Here is a 16,254-nt window from a genome sequence, read left to right on the forward strand (position 1 = left end):
TCCCCGCCGCGCCGCCGGTCTCGCACCTCACGACGTGGTCCGTCCCCGGTGCGACGCCTCGCCCGGCGACGCCGTGGTGGCGCGCGCTCGGCCTCGCGACGAGCATCATCACCGCCGGCGTGGTCATCGCGCGTGCGAGCCGCACCGGGCGATTGCGCCGAAAGCGATGCACCCGCGCGCCGGAGCAGCTAAGCTGAACCAAACGCGTCGCCCAGGCGATGCTCCGTCGTGCCACCCCGTGGCGCGGCGGCTGACCACGAGCGAAGGTGAAGGCGGTCAACCCCATGGGCGCGTCCACGAACAAGACGATGTACAACATCATCGGAGCCGTTGTCGGCCTCCTGCTCGCCCTGTTCGCGATCTGGGGTCTCGTCCAGTCGCAGAACTCGAGCCAGCCGCAGCAGTACCAGTCGAAGATCAGCTACGACGGCTGAGCCTCCGGCTCCCTCATCTCAGGCGAGAGCGGGGAACGACCTCTACGGTCGTTCCCCGCTCGTGCATGCCCTGACGGGGCTCAGTGGTCGCCCGCGCCGAGTGGCGCATGACGTCAGTTCAGCTCGGCAGCGCCGCGGCGGGCATCGCGTTCGGCGACGAGCTCGCGCAGGCGTCGCACGTGCAGGGGCGTGTCGGGCGGCTGGGGTGCGCGCTCGGCGCGGCCGAGGACGTCGAGCAGCGTGTGGTGCACGTTGCGGCCGGCCGATTCCCAGCTGAACGAGCGCGCGTACGTCACAGCGTTGCGTCCATAGGCCTCACGCACGTCGTTGCGCGACAGCAGCACGCGCACGTCGTCGATCATCTCCGCCGTCGTCGCGGCGAGCGCGCCCGTCGAGCCGTGCTGGATCGACTCGCTCGGCCCTCCGGCTTGCGCGAACGCGACGGCCGGGGTGCCGTGCAGGCCGGCCTCGACGATCGTCAGGCCCCACCCCTCCTTGTAGGAAGGCATCATGACGACCCAGGACGAAGCGAGCAGCGTGTGCTTCGTCGCCTCGTCGACGAACCCGTGGAAGTGGACGGCGTCCTCGACGCCGCGTTCACGGGCATGGCGCTCGATGTTCGGCTGCCAATAACCCGAGCCGACGACATTGAGGTGCAGGCCCGGGAACTCCTCACGCAGTTCGGCGAGGGTGTCGACGGCGATCTCGACCTGCTTGTGCGGCACGAGCCGGCCGAGGACGGTGAGCGATGGCGCGGCGCTGCGGGGCACGTCGGCGTAGGATTCGAGATCGCGCGGGTGGTCGTTGCCGGAGTAGACGAGGTCGATGCGCTCGGCGTCGACGCCGAGGCTCGCGAGTTCGCTGCGGCTCGCCTTCGAGACGGTGATGTAGCGGCAGCGCCGGTACACCCACGGCGCGACGCGTGACTCGAGCAACCAGCCGAACCTTGCGAGGCGCGGGCTGAAGATGCTCGCCCACTGGTCGCGGTGGACGTGGTGGACGACGGCGACGACGGGGATGCGCGCGACGAGCGGCGACCAGAACGGCACGCCGTTCTGCACGTCGATGACGACGTCGTAGTCACGCTGGTGCCGCACGAGGTGCCACAGCCCCGCGGCGTAGCAGGTGAACCGGTTGCCGGCGCGAATCACGGTGACGTCCCCATGCATCGTGCGGCGTGCGGCGCCGGGGAAACGAGCCGTGTGGATCGTGACGTCGGCGCCAAGCTCGCTCATCACCTCGCTCGTGCGTTCGACGAACACCTCCGAGCCGCCCGCCTCGGGGTTCTCGCGGTCGCGCCACGACAGATAGAGGACGCGCAGAAGCTCGGCGTCGCGCTCGTCGTGCATCCTGTGGCTCTCCTCGCCGTTCGGCTGCCTGCTTCCGGGTCGCCCGTTAGAGTATCGGGGTCGAGGAAGGCAGGTGGCCCGTTTCCATGAGCGCGTGCGAAGTGTGCGGTGGTCCGTGCACGGATCTGCCCCTGGGAGGCTCCGTCCTCGACGCCTGCACCCGTTGCGGGCACCTGCGTCGCGACCTCGATCGCGCGCCCGCGCGCCACCGCGATCATGCCTACGGCGGTGACCCGACCCTCGACGCGGCCCGCCTGCGCCTGACCCACCGTGCCCTCGTCGCCGACGGCGCGCCCGCGTCGGTCTTCGAGATCGGGTACGGCGCCGGGGGATTGCTGCGCGCCTTCCATGACGCGGGGGCGCGCGTCGCGGGCGCCGACCCGGATCAGCTCGACCGGGACGTCGACCCCGTCGTCGTCGCGCACGGTCGCCTGCACGCCTGCGGCATCGAGGAGGTGCCGGCGGGGGAGCCGCCCGTCGACCTCGTCTACGGCATCCACGTCCTCGAGCACGTCGTCGACCTGATCGAGACGCTGCGCCGCACGCACACACTGCTGCGCCCCGGCGGTAGCGCCCACTTCTTCACCCCGGCCGGCGACTGGGCCGGCCTGCGCCTCGCGAGCGACGGCTGGTGGATGCTCGAGGACCCGACGCACGTGCGCTTCTTCACCGCCGATTCCCTCATCCGCGCCGCGTGTGAGGCAGGCTTTGACGACGTCGAGATCCGTCGCCCGCCGCTCGATTCGCTCGTCCACGACGCCGCGAGCGCCGTCCGCCGCGTAAGGCCTGCGCCGCGGCCGCAGGGGGTTCTCGCGCAGCGCTCGACGCTCGCTCTCACCGCTGCGACGCTGCCGCTGACTCTCGCTGCACGCGCGCTCGTGCCCCGGCTGCGCCCGACGCTGCACCTCGTCGCGCGGAGGCCGGAGTGACGTCTCGCCCAGGTGCCGCGACGCGACGGGGCCTCGGGCGTAGCGTCCGGTTGTTCCGTGCGTTCCTCGTCGAGCAGAGCGACCCGCACCGCTTCTACTCGGCTCTCGCCGACGACTCGATCGCGATCCTCGCCGAGCACGTCGACCTCGACGGTGCGCGCGTGCTCGACGTCGGCGCGGGCCCGTCCGAGTTCGCGGACGCCTTCCTCGCGGCCGGCGCCCACTATGTGCCGTTGGACGCCGACGCGAGCGTCCCCTCGGTGCGTGACGGCGGCGTCGTCGCGGACGCGGAGCACCTGCCGTTCGCACCACGAACCTTCGACGTCGTGTTCAGCTCGAACCTGTGGGAGCACGTGAGACGCCCCGAAGCGGTCGCCGATTCGTTGCTCGACGCGCTCGCGCCGGGGGGCGTGCTGTTCCTCGCGTACACGAACTGGTTGAGCCCGTGGGGTGGGCACGAGACGTCGCCGTGGCACTGGCTCGGCGGCGAACGGGCGGCGCGACGCTACGAGCGTCGGCACGGCCACCCGCCGAAGAACCTCGTCGACGAGAGCCTTTTCCGGGTGAGCGTCGCGCAGGGGCTCGCCTGGGCGCGCTCGGTCGAGCAGCGCGGCGGTGAGCTGATCGACGCCCGTCCCCGCTACTGGCCGGATGCCGCCCGCGCCGTCCTGCGGGTGCCGGGGCTGCGCGAGATCGTCACGTGGAACCTGCTCGTCCTCGTGCGCCGCGGATGAACGCGACGCGCGCACGGCTGCTCGCGCTGCGCGTCGCATTGGTCCTCGCGTTCGTGCCGTGGCTCGTGCAGCCGGGCGTCATCCAGCCGGACACGAAGGTCGACCTCGTCGTCTCGCCGTGGCGCTACCTCGCGCGCTCGCTCGACGCGTGGTCGACGCACTCGGGTTTCGGCGAACTGCAGAACCAGGCCTACGGCTACCTGTTCCCGATGGGCCCGTTCTTCGGCGTCCTGCATTCGCTCGGCGTGCCCGGCTGGGCGGCGCAGCGCGCGTGGTGGTCGTTCATCCTCGTCGTCGGCTTTCTCGGCGCGGCCCTCGTCGCGCGCCGCATCGCCGGGCTGAGCGCGGGGGCGGCCTGCGTCACCGGTGTCGCGTACGCGCTGAGCGCACGCGTGCTGACGCTGCTGTCGGAACTCAGCGTCGAGACGTGGCCGGGCATGCTGCTGCCGTGGCTCGTCCTCGCCGTGTGGTGGGGATGGCGCAGCAGCCGCCACATCAGGTTGCTCGCGTCCACCGGTGTGCTCGTCGCGTGCCTCGGCGGCGTCAACGCGACGGCGTCGCTCGTCGCCGTCCTCGGCGCCGGATTGTTCGCGCTCGTCGTGACGCGCGAGTGGCGCCTCGTCGGCGCGTACGTGATCGGCGCCGCGCTCGGCAGCGCCTGGTGGCTCGGGCCCCTCGTCGTCCTCGGCGGGTACGCCTACCCGTTCCTCGACTTCATCGAGACCGCGCGCATCACGACGGCCGTGACGACGCTGCCCGCCATCCTGCGCGGTGCGTCCGACTGGGTCGCCTACATCGTCGACGCCGACGGTCACCCCATCTGGCAGTCGGGGTGGGTCGTCGCGCAGGGCACCCTCAGCATCGTCGCGGGTTCGACGCTCGCCGGCATCGCGCTCGCAGGGCTCATGACGACACGCGGTGGTGCCTCGCGGGGCGCGCAGGATGACGTCATCCACGCCGCGCGCCGCGTCCGCGTCGCCTGCGTCATCCTGCTCGCGGGCGGCATCGTGGGCATGGCCCTGCCCTACGCCGGCACGCCCAGTGGCCCGTTCTCCGGTCTGATGCGCGATCTGCTCGACGGCCCGCTCGCTGCGGCGCGCAACGTCCACAAGCTCGACCCGCTCGTCAGACTGCCCCTGGCCATCGGCGTTGGTGCGGCGTGGGATGCGCTGGCGCGCAGCGCACCTCGTGCCAAGCGTCCTCGTTCCGCGCGGAGCGCGTGGGCGGCGCAGGTCGGCATCGCCGTCGTCCTCGTCGGCACGCTGGCACCGTTGCTCGTCGGGCGTCTCGGTGACGCGAACGGTGTGCGCGCGTGGCCCGCCTCGCTCGTCGCCACCGCCCGAGACGTGGACGACGCGGCAGCCCGCGACGGCGGATCAAGTCTCGTCCTGCCGTCGACGCGCTCGGCCCAGGCGGACTGGGGGAACGCCACCGACGAACCGCTCACCGCGTTCGCCGCGTCGTCCATCGTCGTGCGCGCCTCGGCTCCGCTCTACCACCCGGGTGCGCAGCGGCTCGTCGATGCCGTCGACACGGCCCTCGCGCCGGGTTCGGCGAGTGATCGGGGACGGGCGAGCGAGGCCGTGCAGGCGGCGGCACGGGCGGGGGTGCACCGCATCGTCGTGCGCTGGGGGAGTTCGACGTCGCAGCAGACGTCACCGCCGCAGGCGTACGTCGCAGCCCTGACACACGCCGACGGAGTGAGCGCCCATCGCGTCCACGGCAGCGGCGCCACGCGCTACGACGTCTTCGACCTGGCCCCCACACCGTCGACTACGGGCGCTGCGGTCTCCGTCCTCGGCGGTCCGGAGTCGACGCTGACGCTCGCCGGCGTCGGCGTCAGCGCGAGGCGCCCGTTCGTCACGGGCCGTGCCGACGGGTGGATCACCGACGACGTGCGACGCCGCGCGTACAACAACGGCCAGGTCGTCGGACGGGCCTTCGGGCCTGCCCTCACCGCCGATGACCCCGCGCCCACGCGCGTCGGCGCGCACGACCTCGACTTCCCCGGCCGTGACGCAGGAAGCAGCGTCCGCCGCGTCACCGGCGCCTCGCGCATCGAGGCGACATCGTCGACCGCCGACCCGTTCGCCTCGCTCTACCTCGGCCCGGGCACGTCTGCGGACGCGGCGTTCGACGGCTCCGACGACACCCGCTGGCTGACGTGCGCCGACCGGCCCAGCACCCTGAGCGTGACGTGGGACGGCGGCGCCCCCGCTCAGACGATGACGCTCGTCCCTGCGGCCACGGGCGACGCGCGGGTGGCAAGCGTCGACGTGCGCTTCGACGGGCGATCCGTGAAGCCGCAGCAGGGCGCGGGTAGCACCTGGAGAATCGACGTGCCGGCCGGGACGCGCGCGGTCGCGGTCACCCCGCGCGCGGCGCCGGGGACGGGCACGAAGAATGCAGCCGTCGGGCTGGTCGAGGTGCGCTCCACCCGCCCCGTCGTCAGCGTCGTACACCTGCCGGGCACCGTCGATGGCACCCGAAACGGCGTCGTCGTGACGCGCACGCACCCCTGGTTCGACGGTCACGCGCTGGCGTCGGAGGATGACGGTGCGTGGACGCGAGCATTCACGGTCTCGCGTGCTGCGACCATGAACGTCACGCTGACGTTCAAGGCTGGCGTGGCGCCCGGATCGGTGCGAGAGCCCCTCATGATGCGGTCCGGATCCGGCGCCTGGCAGCCTGCCGGAACACCTGGTGGAGGGGCCGATACTGCAGGGAGAACGAGGTTGATGGCCCTGCCTGCCGGCGAGGCCAACCTGAAGGTTTCACCTGAGGTCGAACGTGTGACACTTGTTCCGGCCGCCGCGGCGGCCAGGGACCAGCTCGGACTCAGTGCGGATTCGAGCACGGACACGCCGGCCAACCCGACGCTCGCCTCGACGCAGGGCGCCAACGCCGGTTGGGCTCTCGACCCGGCATCGCCCACCCCCGCATCTGGCATGACCGCCGGTAGCACGCGCCTCGTGACCCTCGACGGATGGCGTCAGGGCGCCGAGCACGCCGCCCACGGACAACACTTTGTCTTCGCACCGCAGCACCTCCACCGCCTCAGCCTCGTCGTCGGTGCGGCCTGCGCACTCGCGTGCCTCGTGCTGCTCATTGCCACGACGTGGTGTGCCGCGGCGTCATCGCGACGCGCTGCGCCGATACGCCGCCAGGCAGCCTCCGACGACTTCGCGCTGCAGACACCGCGGGCACTCGTAGCGCACGCAGAATCTGCCGTGCCGGCCTCGCGCCCCCGCGCCGCCCTCGCGCTTGCCGTCCTCACCGCCATCGCGGCGGCACTCCTGGGATGGGTGGCGATACCCGTCGTCCTCGTCGCTTGCTTCGTGCCGCGGCGTCGACGGCGGGTGCTCGTCATCGCGCTCATGGTCGCGGTCGGCCCGATCATGGCGGCGCTCGGCGTCGTCGATCGCGGATCGCTCGGCGCGGTCTCCGGCCAGGTGCTGACGGCGCTCGCGCTCGTCGTGTTCAGCCTCGAGGTAAGCAGTGTGCCCAGCGGATGGCGGGTGCTTCGACGGCGCGCCAACTGAGTCGCGCCAGTGCGAGTGACACGACGAGCGTCACGATGAGTACGAGAGCGAACGGCGCGTGGAACAGCCTCAGGTGCAGGGTCGTGAACAGCACCTGCAGCACGAGAACATGCCACAGGAACAGGCCGTAGCTGACGTCGCCCGCGCCGCTCAGCAGGGCCTGCGCCTCGGCGCGCGTCGGCCACGTCTCGTCTTCCGACGCTCGGACGGCCGCGCCGAGCAGCAACGCCGCGATGAGCGCGTACGCGAGTTCCTTGACGAGCGCCTGCCCGTGCGTCGGTGTCTCGAGGTGGATCGGCCCGCCGAGCGGTGTGGCCACCGCGACGTACGTGACGCCCGCCCATCCCAGCAGTGCTGACGGCGACGCTTCACGCACCGCGAGCCCCATGCGCGCCCGGCGGCCTGACCCGCCGGTCGTCGGGTCGGCCGTGAACACCCACCCCGCCGCCACACCGACGGCGAACCACGCGGCGTGTCCGATGACGCTCGTGCTGACGGCCCCGAGGTTCGCCCGTCCGCTCGAGGCGGCGAGTGTCTGCACGACGAGACCGGCGACGGCGACGAACATCAGGACCGGCAGCGGAGAGCGACCATCACGGCGACAGCCGCGCAACCACCGGCAGATCAGCGGCACGAGGGCGTAGAACGTCACCTCCGTCGTGATGCTCCAGGCCTGCGTGAATCCACGGAACGACTCGCCCGCGTATCCCTGCAGCAGCGTCAGGTGTGACAGCACCGAGCGCACGTCGACCGCACCCGGTTCGACCGCCAGCGTGACGACGACGACCGCCGCGAGCGCGACGAGATAGGCCGGCAGGATGCGTGCGGCGCGCTTGCGCCAGTAGTGCCTCGTCGGGGCCGCCCCCGCGCTCGCACCACGCGTCAGCAGGTAGGCCGAGACGGCGAAGAAGACGGCGACGCCGACGTCACCGCGGGCGAGCAGACGCCCGACGCCGTCGATGCCCGAACCGCCGCTCCAGTAGGCGACGTGGGAGACGAGGACGAGCCCGGCAGCGACGCCGCGCAACGGATCGATCCATGGAATGCGCTGCATGTGCCCTCCCTCACATCTACCATCGGGTAGCGTGCGTCCGGCACGCATCATCGAATGGAGGCTAGCCGCCCATGAACGACGAGGCGCGATCCACCCCCGAATCTTCTCCCGGGCCTTCGCCCGAGGGTCGGGCGTACGTCGACTACCGACGTCCGGTGCTGCGTGCGCGGGCGCCGCTGCGCGTCAGTTTCGCCGGGGGTGGCACGGACGTCGCGCCTTTCCCCGAACGCGAGGGCGGCTGCGTCCTGTCAGGCACCCTCAGCCAGTTCGCGTACTCGACGCTGCGTCCGCGCACAGACGGCCGCATCACAGTGCAGTCGCTCGACTTCGGTTACTCGATCGGTTTCGGCGTCGACGACCCGGTCGAGTACAACGGTGAGCTCGATCTGCCGAAGGCCGCGATAGCTCGCATCCGCGAGGTGCCGGGTGCGCTACCCGTCAGCGGGTTCGACCTGTTCCTCCACACCGCGGCGCCCCCCGGTTCGGGGCTGGGCAGTTCGAGCGCCGTCATGGTCTCCGTCATCGGCCTCGTCGCGCAGCACTGCGGCCTCGACCTCACGCAGTACGAGATCGCCGAACTCGCCTATCGCCTCGAACGCGAGGATCTCGGCATTCCCGGCGGTTCGCAGGATCAGTACGCCGCAGCGTTCGGCGGGTTCAACTTCATCGAGTTCACCGCCGACCAGGTCGTCGTCAACCCGCTGCGCGTGCGCAGCGCCACCGTCCACGAGCTCGAGCACAACATGTTGTTGGCGTTCACCGGACGGACGCGGGTGAGCGACCACATCATCGAGGATCAACGCAGCCGCTACGAGACGGGCAACGCCGAGGCCCTCGAGGGGTTGCGGGCGCAGAAGGAACTCGCCGAGCGGATGAAGATCGCGCTCGTGCGCGGCGAGGTCGACACGATCGGCCGGCTGCTCGGGGAGGCGTGGCGCGAGAAGCAGAAGATGTCGTCGCGCATCACGACGCCGCTCATCGACGAGGCGATGCGCCGCGCCCTCGACCACGGCGCGCTCGGCGGCAAGGTGACGGGTGCCGGCGGCGGCGGCCACATGGTGTTCATCTGCGAGTTCGAGCGCCGTCACATCGTCGCCCAGCAGCTCATCGACCTCGGCCTCACGGTGAGCGAGCCGATCTTCAGCCATGACGGCGTCACGACGTGGAGGGGGCAGAGCTGATGGAGCACCCCATCCACACCCTGGCCGACGGCGCGGCCTCGCCCGCGCTCACCTCACGTCTCGACGCCGGTATCGCCGCGTGGGTGCAGCTCGTCGACGCCGTGCGCGAGGCGGCGCTGCACGCGCAGGTCGTCGCCGCGGGGGAGGCGGTGACGAACGCGCTCACCGGCGGACACAAGATCCTCGTCGCCGGCAACGGCGGCTCCGCGGCGATCGCCTCGCACGTCGCCGCGGAGTTCCTCGGCAAGTGCGTCCACGACCGTGCGCCGCTGCCGGCGATCAACCTCGCCGAGAGCTTGTCGTCGGTCACGGCCATCGGCAACGACTACGGCTACGAGCAGGTGTTCGTCCGCGGCGTGCGCGGCCTCGGGCGCGCGGGCGACGTCTACGTCGCGATGTCGACGAGCGGACGCAGCCCCAACATCGTCGCGTCCCTGGCCGCAGCGCGCGAGCTCGGGATCACGACGATCGCGATGACGGGCGCCGGGGGAGAGCACCTGCGCGACGACGTCGACCACCTCCTCGTCGTGCCCTCGCACGAGACGCCGCGCATCCAGGAGGTCCACATGCTGTGGGCGCACGCGTGGTGCGAGGCCGTCGACGATCTCAGCCAGCCCGGCGCGTGAGCCCCGATCCGAGCGGACGCACCCACACGCGCCTGCCGCGTCCCGGGGCCGGCGCCCCGTACGACGTCGTCCTGCTCGATCGTGACGGCACACTCAACGCCCTCGCCCCCGGGTATCGCACGCCCGACGACTTCGCGCTCCTGCCGGGGGCCGTCGACGCGGTGGCGCGCCTGAGTGCTGCGGGCTGCGCGATCGTCGTCGTCACCAACCAGCAGGGCCTCGCGACGGGACGGCTGACGTGGGCGCAGCTGAGCGCCGTCAACGCCCGGCTGATCGCCGAGGTCGAGGCCGCCGGCGGCCGCATCGACGACGTCCGCCTCTGCCCGCACGCGGCCGACACCTGCGTGTGCCGCAAGCCGGCGCCCGGCCTGCTGTGCGCGCTGTTCGACGAGAATCCGCACGTGTCGCGCGAGCGCAGCGTCATGGTCGGTGACGCCGAGACGGATGCCGCAGCCGCCACAGCCGCGCGGGTGGCGTTCATGCGATGCGAGCCGACGATCGGGCTCGCCGGCGTGGTCGATTCGCTCGTCGATGACGAAACGGGCACAATTCCATCTCGTTGGTGAAACCGGTCACATTGCCCCTGCTGCAGGTGTTACCGTCGCGTAAGTTCCAGTCCCTGCCTAGGAGGCTCTCCCGTGCGCAAAGCCGCAGTCATGATCGGATTCGGTGCGTTCTTCCTGACGTTGGCGCTCCTGATGCGGTTCTACGCGTACCCGAAGCTGGCCGTGATCCCGAGTGATCAGAATACCCAGCAGACGGTCACCGACGATCACGCCAGCTACTTCGACGCCGACACGGTCAAGCCGGGGTCGGGCAAGATCATCACGAAGGCGACCGTCGTCGCCAACAAGGAGATGACGAAGAAGGCCTCCAAGGAGCTCGGCCGCGACGTCATCGTCATCGACCAGTGGCAGACGACGGACAACGTCAACGACAAGGGCCAGACGGCGTCGCCGCCGATGGATGCCTCGACGCAGCAGTACGCCGTCGACAAGTCCTCGGGTGAGGCCGTCAAGTGGAGCGGCAACATGCTCGACGGCAAGCCCACCAACTACGAGGGCCAGACGATCAAGTTCCCGTTCCAGGTCGACAAGAACAAGACCTACCGCTACTGGGACTCGACGCTCGGCAAGGCCGTCCCGATGAAGTACGCGGGTTCTGAGGACATCAAGGGTCTGAAGACGTACAAGTTCACGCAGACGATCCCGAAGACGAAGTTCACGACGATGGACGTCCCGGGTGAGGTCTTCGGTCTGCCCAAGGGTTCGAAGCTCGCCGACCGGTACTACACGAACGACCGCACGGTGTGGGTCGAGCCGGAGACGGGCGTCATGATGAAGCTGCAGGAGAAGCAGCACCAGACGCTCGAGGTGCCGAACGCGAAGCCCGTCGACGCGATGCTCACCACCTCGACGATGACCGACGAGACGATCAAGAAGAACGTCGACGACTACAAGACGAAGTCGAGCCAGCTCAAGATCCTGCGCCTGTGGGCTCCGCTGCTGCTCGGTCTGCTCGGTCTGTTCGCGCTGCTGCTCGGCCTGTTCGTCTCGCTGCGTGCCGGCCGTGAGCGTCGCGCCGCCCGCCATGAGCGCCGTGACGAGCGCGAGGTAGACGACGTGCGCCACGACGACGACTCCACGCTCGTGTTCGGTGACCACCCGCAGTCGCGTGGCGCGCACTCCGCCGATGAGCGGGGCCAGTACTGAGCATGCGGATCGTCATCACGGGAGGTGCGGGCTTCCTCGGCTCGCACCTGTCCGAGACGCTCGTCGCACGCGGTCACGAGGTCGTCGCCGTCGACAACCTCGTGACCGGGCGCCGCGCGAACGTCACGCAGCTGGAGGCTTCAGGTCGTTTCGAGCTGATCGAGCACGACGTGACGGAGCCCTTCGACGTCGGCGGTGACGTCGACGGCATCCTCCACTTCGCGTCGGCGGCTTCACCGGTCGACTACCTCAAGCTGCCGATCGAGACGCTGCGCGTCGGTTCGCAGGGCACGCAGAACGCGCTCGAACTCGCGGTGCGCAAGGGCGCCCGGCTCGTGTTCGCCTCGACGTCCGAGGTGTACGGCGACCCTCAGGTGCACCCGCAGCCCGAGACGTACTGGGGTCATGTCAACCCGGTCGGCCCGCGCGGCGTCTACGACGAGGCCAAGCGATATGCGGAAGCGCTCGTGCTCGCTTACCGCGAGGCGCGCGGGGTCGATGCCGGCATCGTGCGCATCTTCAACACGTTCGGCCCGCGCATGCGGCCCAACGACGGTCGCGCCATCCCGAACTTCGTCCGCCAGGCCCTCGCCGGTGAGCCGGTCACGGTCAGTGGCGACGGTGATCAGACGCGGTCCATCTGCTACGTCGACGACCTCGTCGCGGCCATCCTCGCGATGCTGCTCGAGACGCACGACCCCGGCCCGGTCAACATCGGCAACCCGCACGAGATCTCGATGCGCGACCTCGCGCAGTGGATCATCGAGCTGGCGGGGTCATCCTCGACACTCGAGTTCATCGAGCGCCCCACGGACGATCCGTCGGTCCGTCGCCCCGACACGACGAAGGCGCAGCGCCTGCTCGGCTGGTCACCGCAGGTGCCCGTGGAGACCGGGCTGCAGCGCACCATCGAGTGGTTTCGCACCGAGGCCGCGTCGACTCCGGTCCTGACACCCGGTCAGACCGAGGAGATCCTCAACCGCTGACGCGATCCCGGCCGCGGCCGACCCTGTTGGCGGTATTCGCGCGACGCACCCTTCAGGCAGGTCTGCGGCCGGCGAGGATGAGCGTGCCCGGCACGAGCCGTCCGCGCAGGGGGCTCCAGCCACCCCAGGTCGACTTGTTCGACTCCTTCCACGGCAGTTCGCGTAACTGCTCGAGTACGAGCCCGGCGTCGAGCAGTTCGCGCACGCGCTGCTCGAGAGTGCGGTGGTGCTCGGCGTAGACGACGTCGTCGCCCGCCGCCTCGGCGTAGGGCGTCGTGTCGAAGTACGAGTGCTGGATCGTCAGCCCGGCGGCGTCGGGCACATCGGGCAGGCTCCAGCGGACGGGGTGCGTCGTCGAGAACGCGACAAGCCCGCCTGGGCGCGTGACGCGCGCCAGTTCCCGCATGAGGGCCGAGGTGTCGGCGATGAACGGAACCGCGCCGAAAGCCGAGAAGACGACGTCGAAGGAGGCGTCCGCGAACGGCAGTCGGCTCGCGTCGCACTGCACGAGCGGCAGTGACGTGCCGGTGCGGGCGTCGAGTTGCACGGCCGTGCGCAGCATCCCGCCGGACAGGTCCGTCGCGACGACGCGTGCACCCTGCCTGGCGCACCAGCGACCGGCCTGCGCGGCGCCGGCACCGAACTCGAGGAGGTCGCGGCCCGCGAGCCCGCTCGGCTCGCCGAGGACGTGGAGATCGTCCTCGAGCCACCCCTCCGGCCCCCAGACGAACTCGGCGTCACCGAGGAAGGCGCCGTGCTCGTCGAGATAGTCGCGCGCCTCGGCGTCCCACCACGAGCGATTTCCGCGGGCGGACGAGGCTGCGTCGACGTCGAAGCGTCCGGCACGGTCGGGGGTCTGCATGAACCCACGCTACGATGCCCTTCCCATTTGGCCCTGATCGCCCCGCGTGCCTAGGATGAGAGGGCGTGTCGTACGTGCCCATGCTCCCCGTTGCTCGCAGACGGGGCCGGGCGCGCCCGAGACGTCGTTCGATTTGTCCGCAGAGGCGGTCCACCTGCGCGCGTTGTCGTGCCCGATGGTCTCGCCTCCCGAATTGCCCACCGAAAGTTACTTCTTACACATGACTTCCACCACCACGTCCCCGATCGCTGTCAACGACATCGGTTCGGAGGAGGAGCTGCTCGCCGCGATCGACGCGACGATCAAGCACTTCAACGACGGCGACATCGTCGAAGGTGTCATCGTCAAGGTCGACCGTGACGAGGTTCTCCTCGACATCGGTTACAAGACCGAGGGTGTCATCCCCTCGCGCGAGCTCTCGATCAAGCACGACGTCGACCCGGGCGAGGTCGTCAAGGTCGGCGACGACGTCGAGGCTCTCGTCCTCCAGAAGGAGGACAAGGAAGGCCGCCTGATCCTGTCCAAGAAGCGTGCGCAGTACGAGCGCGCCTGGGGCACGATCGAGCAGATCAAGGAAGACGACGGCGTCGTCACCGGTACGGTCATCGAGGTCGTCAAGGGTGGTCTCATCCTCGACATCGGCCTGCGCGGCTTCCTCCCTGCGTCGCTGGTGGAGATGCGTCGTGTCCGCGACCTGCAGCCGTACGTCGGCAAGGAGATCGAGGCCAAGATCATCGAGCTCGACAAGAACCGCAACAACGTGGTCCTGTCGCGTCGTGCGTGGCTCGAGCAGACGCAGTCCGAGGTTCGCACGACGTTCCTCAAGGAGCTGCAGAAGGGCCAGGTCCGCTCCGGCGTCGTGTCCTCGATCGTCAACTTCGGTGCGTTCGTGGACCTCGGTGGCGTCGACGGTCTCGTCCACGTCTCCGAGCTGTCCTGGAAGCACATCGACCACCCGTCCGAGGTCGTCGAGGTCGGTCAGGAAGTCACCGTCGAGGTGCTCGACGTCGACATGGACCGCGAGCGCGTCTCGCTGTCGCTCAAGGCGACGCAGGAAGACCCGTGGCAGCACTTCGCTCGCACGCACGCCATCGGCCAGGTCGTGCCGGGCAAGGTCACGAAGCTCGTCCCGTTCGGTGCGTTCGTGCGCGTCGAGGACGGTATCGAGGGTCTCGTCCACATCTCCGAGCTCGCCGAGCGTCACGTCGAGCTGCCCGAGCAGGTCGTCACCGTCGGTTCCGACATCTTCGTCAAGGTCATCGACATCGACCTCGAGCGTCGTCGCATCTCCCTGTCGCTGAAGCAGGCGAACGAGGACGGCGCTGCCGCCTCCGAGTTCGACCCGACGCTGTACGGCATGGCTGCGGAGTACGACGAGCAGGGCAACTACAAGTACCCCGAGGGCTTCGACCCGGAGACGAACGAGTGGCTCGAGGGCTTCGACGCGCAGCGTGAGAAGTGGGAGAAGCAGTACGCCGAGGCCCACTCGCGCTGGGAGGCCCACCAGGCCCAGATCGAGCAGGCCCGCAAGGACGACGCCGAAGCTGCGGCGTCCGGTGAGACCGCCCCGACGTCGTACTCGTCGTCGAACTCGGGCTCGAGCTCGCAGGGTTCGTCCTCCTCGTCGTCGAGCTCCAGCTCGAGCTCGGCTCCGGCCGAAGGCACCCTCGCCTCCGACGAGGCGCTGGCTGCTCTGCGCGAGAAGCTCACGGGCAACTGATCCACGCGATCAGCTGAGAGCCACGGCTCTCACCCGCTGAACGTCGGCCCCTCTCACTGCGGTGAGGGGGGCCGACGGCGTTGTCGGGGCACGGGTCGGTAGGCTGCGGGCGTGTCATCGACGAAGGTGCTTATCCTCGGCGGAACGAGTGAAGCCCGCGCTCTCGCAGCACGCCTCGACGAGCTGGGGATCGCGTTCGTCAGTTCCTTGGCCGGGCGCGTGTCGCGGCCAAGGCTGCCGGTCGGCGACGTCAGGATCGGCGGGTTCGGCGGCGTCGCAGGGCTGACGGCGACGCTGCGCGACGACCGCTTCACGCACGTCGTCGACGCGACGCACCCGTTCGCGGTCACGATGCGTTCCCATGCGGTGGCTGCCTGCGCGGCCGCCGACGTCCCGCTCGTGCGCCTCGCGCGCCCCGGTTGGCGTGAGCACCCGGATGCGCCCACCTGGCACTGGGTCAGCACCTACGCCGGCGCGCGGGCGCTCGTCGACGCGCAAGGGTGGCGTCGGCCGTTCGTGACCACAGGGCGTCAGACACTCGAGCACTACCGCGGTTGGGACGACAAGGCCGCGCTCGTGCGCATCGTCGAACCGCTGGACGTCCCCGCGCCGCCCGCGTGGACGGTGTTGCACACCCGCGGGCCGTTCGACGTCGACGCCGAGATCGCGACGATGCGGGAGCACGCCGTCGACGTCCTCCTGACGAAGGACTCCGGCGGCAGCTACACCGCCGCGAAGCTCACCGCAGCACGCGAACTCGGCGTCCCCGTCGTCGTCGTCGCACGGCCCGCGGCACCGGCCGGGCTGCGTGAGGTGAGCACGCTCGACGAGGTCGTGACGTTCCTGCGGAGCTGACGAGCGGGGCTGTTCCTGCGTTCTAATACGCGCGCGGTTCGGCTGTGCCGCACACGCGAACCGGTCAGTTCATCGTGCGACGCCGCGCGAGGAGACGCGCGCCGAGCGCGAGGACGAGGACCGTGCGTCCGACGCGTCGGGTGAGCCGTACCGCACGCGGGATGTCGGTGACGTCGACCGCGCGTCCGTCGCCGAGTTCACCGCGATGCTCGGTGCGACCGGCGTACACGTTCGTCCCGCCGAGGCGCACCCCGAGTGCGCCCGCGGCGG

The 16,254-nt window shown here is 70.3% G+C and carries 15 protein-coding genes and 1 pseudogene; 12 read left to right on the top strand and 4 right to left on the bottom strand.

What is annotated here, in order from left to right; genetic code table 11:
• Together HMPREF0321_RS16665 and HMPREF0321_RS16255 are read left to right on the top strand one after the other, a co-directional pair.
• A partial coding sequence (locus HMPREF0321_RS16665; protein WP_040014168.1) for a hypothetical protein occupies positions 1–197 on the top strand: 197 nt, incomplete at its 5' end.
• A gap of 87 nt (positions 198–284) precedes the next feature.
• Positions 285–434, top strand: a complete 150-nt coding sequence (locus tag HMPREF0321_RS16255) for a hypothetical protein (protein WP_175282444.1) — start codon at positions 285–287, stop codon at positions 432–434.
• A 113-nt stretch (positions 435–547) separates the two neighbouring features.
• On the opposite strand, the gene HMPREF0321_RS00275 is transcribed toward HMPREF0321_RS16255, so the two are convergent.
• Positions 548–1,783: a glycosyltransferase family 4 protein gene (locus HMPREF0321_RS00275; RefSeq protein ID WP_006943314.1), complete on the bottom strand. Its 1,236-nt coding sequence runs from the start codon at positions 1,781–1,783 to the stop codon at positions 548–550.
• Between the two features lie 86 nt (positions 1,784–1,869).
• Between HMPREF0321_RS00275 and HMPREF0321_RS00280 the strand changes: the two genes are divergently transcribed.
• Genes HMPREF0321_RS00280 through HMPREF0321_RS00290 form a run of 3 tightly spaced genes read left to right on the top strand, consistent with a single transcriptional unit; the run spans position 1,870 to position 6,988 of the window.
• Positions 1,870–2,712 (top strand): class I SAM-dependent methyltransferase, encoded by an 843-nt coding sequence (locus tag HMPREF0321_RS00280; protein ID WP_050786396.1) that lies wholly within the window; start codon positions 1,870–1,872, stop codon positions 2,710–2,712.
• Positions 2,709–3,446 (top strand): bifunctional 2-polyprenyl-6-hydroxyphenol methylase/3-demethylubiquinol 3-O-methyltransferase UbiG, encoded by a 738-nt coding sequence (locus HMPREF0321_RS00285; RefSeq protein WP_006943303.1) that lies wholly within the window; start codon positions 2,709–2,711, stop codon positions 3,444–3,446. Before HMPREF0321_RS00280 ends, HMPREF0321_RS00285 begins: the two co-directional genes overlap by 4 nt.
• Entirely contained in the window at positions 3,443–6,988 is a 3,546-nt protein-coding gene (locus HMPREF0321_RS00290; protein WP_006943305.1) for an alpha-(1->3)-arabinofuranosyltransferase family protein, read from the top strand. The genes HMPREF0321_RS00285 and HMPREF0321_RS00290 overlap by 4 nt, the downstream gene beginning before the upstream one ends.
• Here the strand turns inward: HMPREF0321_RS00290 and HMPREF0321_RS00295 are convergent.
• Complete coding sequence (locus HMPREF0321_RS00295) at positions 6,927–8,042, bottom strand: acyltransferase (RefSeq protein WP_040014169.1); 1,116 nt, start codon at positions 8,040–8,042, stop codon at positions 6,927–6,929. The genes HMPREF0321_RS00290 and HMPREF0321_RS00295 overlap by 62 nt on opposite strands.
• A gap of 71 nt (positions 8,043–8,113) precedes the next feature.
• Between HMPREF0321_RS00295 and HMPREF0321_RS00300 the strand changes: the two genes are divergently transcribed.
• The 5 genes from HMPREF0321_RS00300 (at position 8,114) to HMPREF0321_RS00320 (ending at position 12,547) form a co-directional block, all read left to right on the top strand.
• Positions 8,114–9,223 carry a GHMP kinase gene (locus HMPREF0321_RS00300; protein ID WP_006943302.1) on the top strand — a complete coding sequence of 370 codons (1,110 nt, stop codon included), beginning with the start codon at positions 8,114–8,116 and terminating at the stop codon, positions 9,221–9,223.
• Positions 9,223–9,849: an SIS domain-containing protein gene (locus tag HMPREF0321_RS00305; protein ID WP_115296177.1), complete on the top strand. Its 627-nt coding sequence runs from the start codon at positions 9,223–9,225 to the stop codon at positions 9,847–9,849. Before HMPREF0321_RS00300 ends, HMPREF0321_RS00305 begins: the two co-directional genes overlap by 1 nt.
• Complete coding sequence (locus HMPREF0321_RS00310) at positions 9,846–10,415, top strand: HAD-IIIA family hydrolase (RefSeq protein ID WP_006943304.1); 570 nt, start codon at positions 9,846–9,848, stop codon at positions 10,413–10,415. The genes HMPREF0321_RS00305 and HMPREF0321_RS00310 overlap by 4 nt, the downstream gene beginning before the upstream one ends.
• Before the next feature lie 72 nt (positions 10,416–10,487).
• Positions 10,488–11,561: a DUF3068 domain-containing protein gene (locus HMPREF0321_RS00315; protein ID WP_006943300.1), complete on the top strand. Its 1,074-nt coding sequence runs from the start codon at positions 10,488–10,490 to the stop codon at positions 11,559–11,561.
• 2 nt (positions 11,562–11,563) lie between these two features.
• Positions 11,564–12,547 (top strand): UDP-glucuronic acid decarboxylase family protein, encoded by a 984-nt coding sequence (locus tag HMPREF0321_RS00320; RefSeq protein WP_006943312.1) that lies wholly within the window; start codon positions 11,564–11,566, stop codon positions 12,545–12,547.
• A 52-nt stretch (positions 12,548–12,599) separates the two neighbouring features.
• On the opposite strand, the gene HMPREF0321_RS00325 is transcribed toward HMPREF0321_RS00320, so the two are convergent.
• The gene (locus HMPREF0321_RS00325; RefSeq protein ID WP_006943301.1) at positions 12,600–13,409 is read right to left on the bottom strand and encodes a class I SAM-dependent methyltransferase; all 810 of its coding nucleotides are present in this window, start codon (positions 13,407–13,409) and stop codon (positions 12,600–12,602) included.
• 220 nt (positions 13,410–13,629) lie between these two features.
• On the opposite strand from HMPREF0321_RS00325, the gene rpsA reads away from it, so the two are divergent.
• Positions 13,630–15,129, top strand: a complete 1,500-nt coding sequence (gene rpsA / locus HMPREF0321_RS00330) for a 30S ribosomal protein S1 (protein WP_006943310.1) — start codon at positions 13,630–13,632, stop codon at positions 15,127–15,129.
• 111 nt (positions 15,130–15,240) lie between these two features.
• Positions 15,241–15,984: a cobalt-precorrin-6A reductase gene (locus tag HMPREF0321_RS00335; RefSeq protein WP_006943308.1), complete on the top strand. Its 744-nt coding sequence runs from the start codon at positions 15,241–15,243 to the stop codon at positions 15,982–15,984.
• 64 nt (positions 15,985–16,048) lie between these two features.
• Here HMPREF0321_RS00335 and HMPREF0321_RS00340 read toward each other — a convergent pair.
• Positions 16,049–16,254, bottom strand: a pseudogene (locus HMPREF0321_RS00340) (cobalamin biosynthesis protein); the annotation flags it as partial.

Origin of the sequence: Dermacoccus sp. Ellin185, assembly GCF_000152185.1 — a bacterium.
GTDB classification, from domain to species: domain Bacteria; phylum Actinomycetota; class Actinomycetes; order Actinomycetales; family Dermatophilaceae; genus Dermacoccus; species Dermacoccus nishinomiyaensis.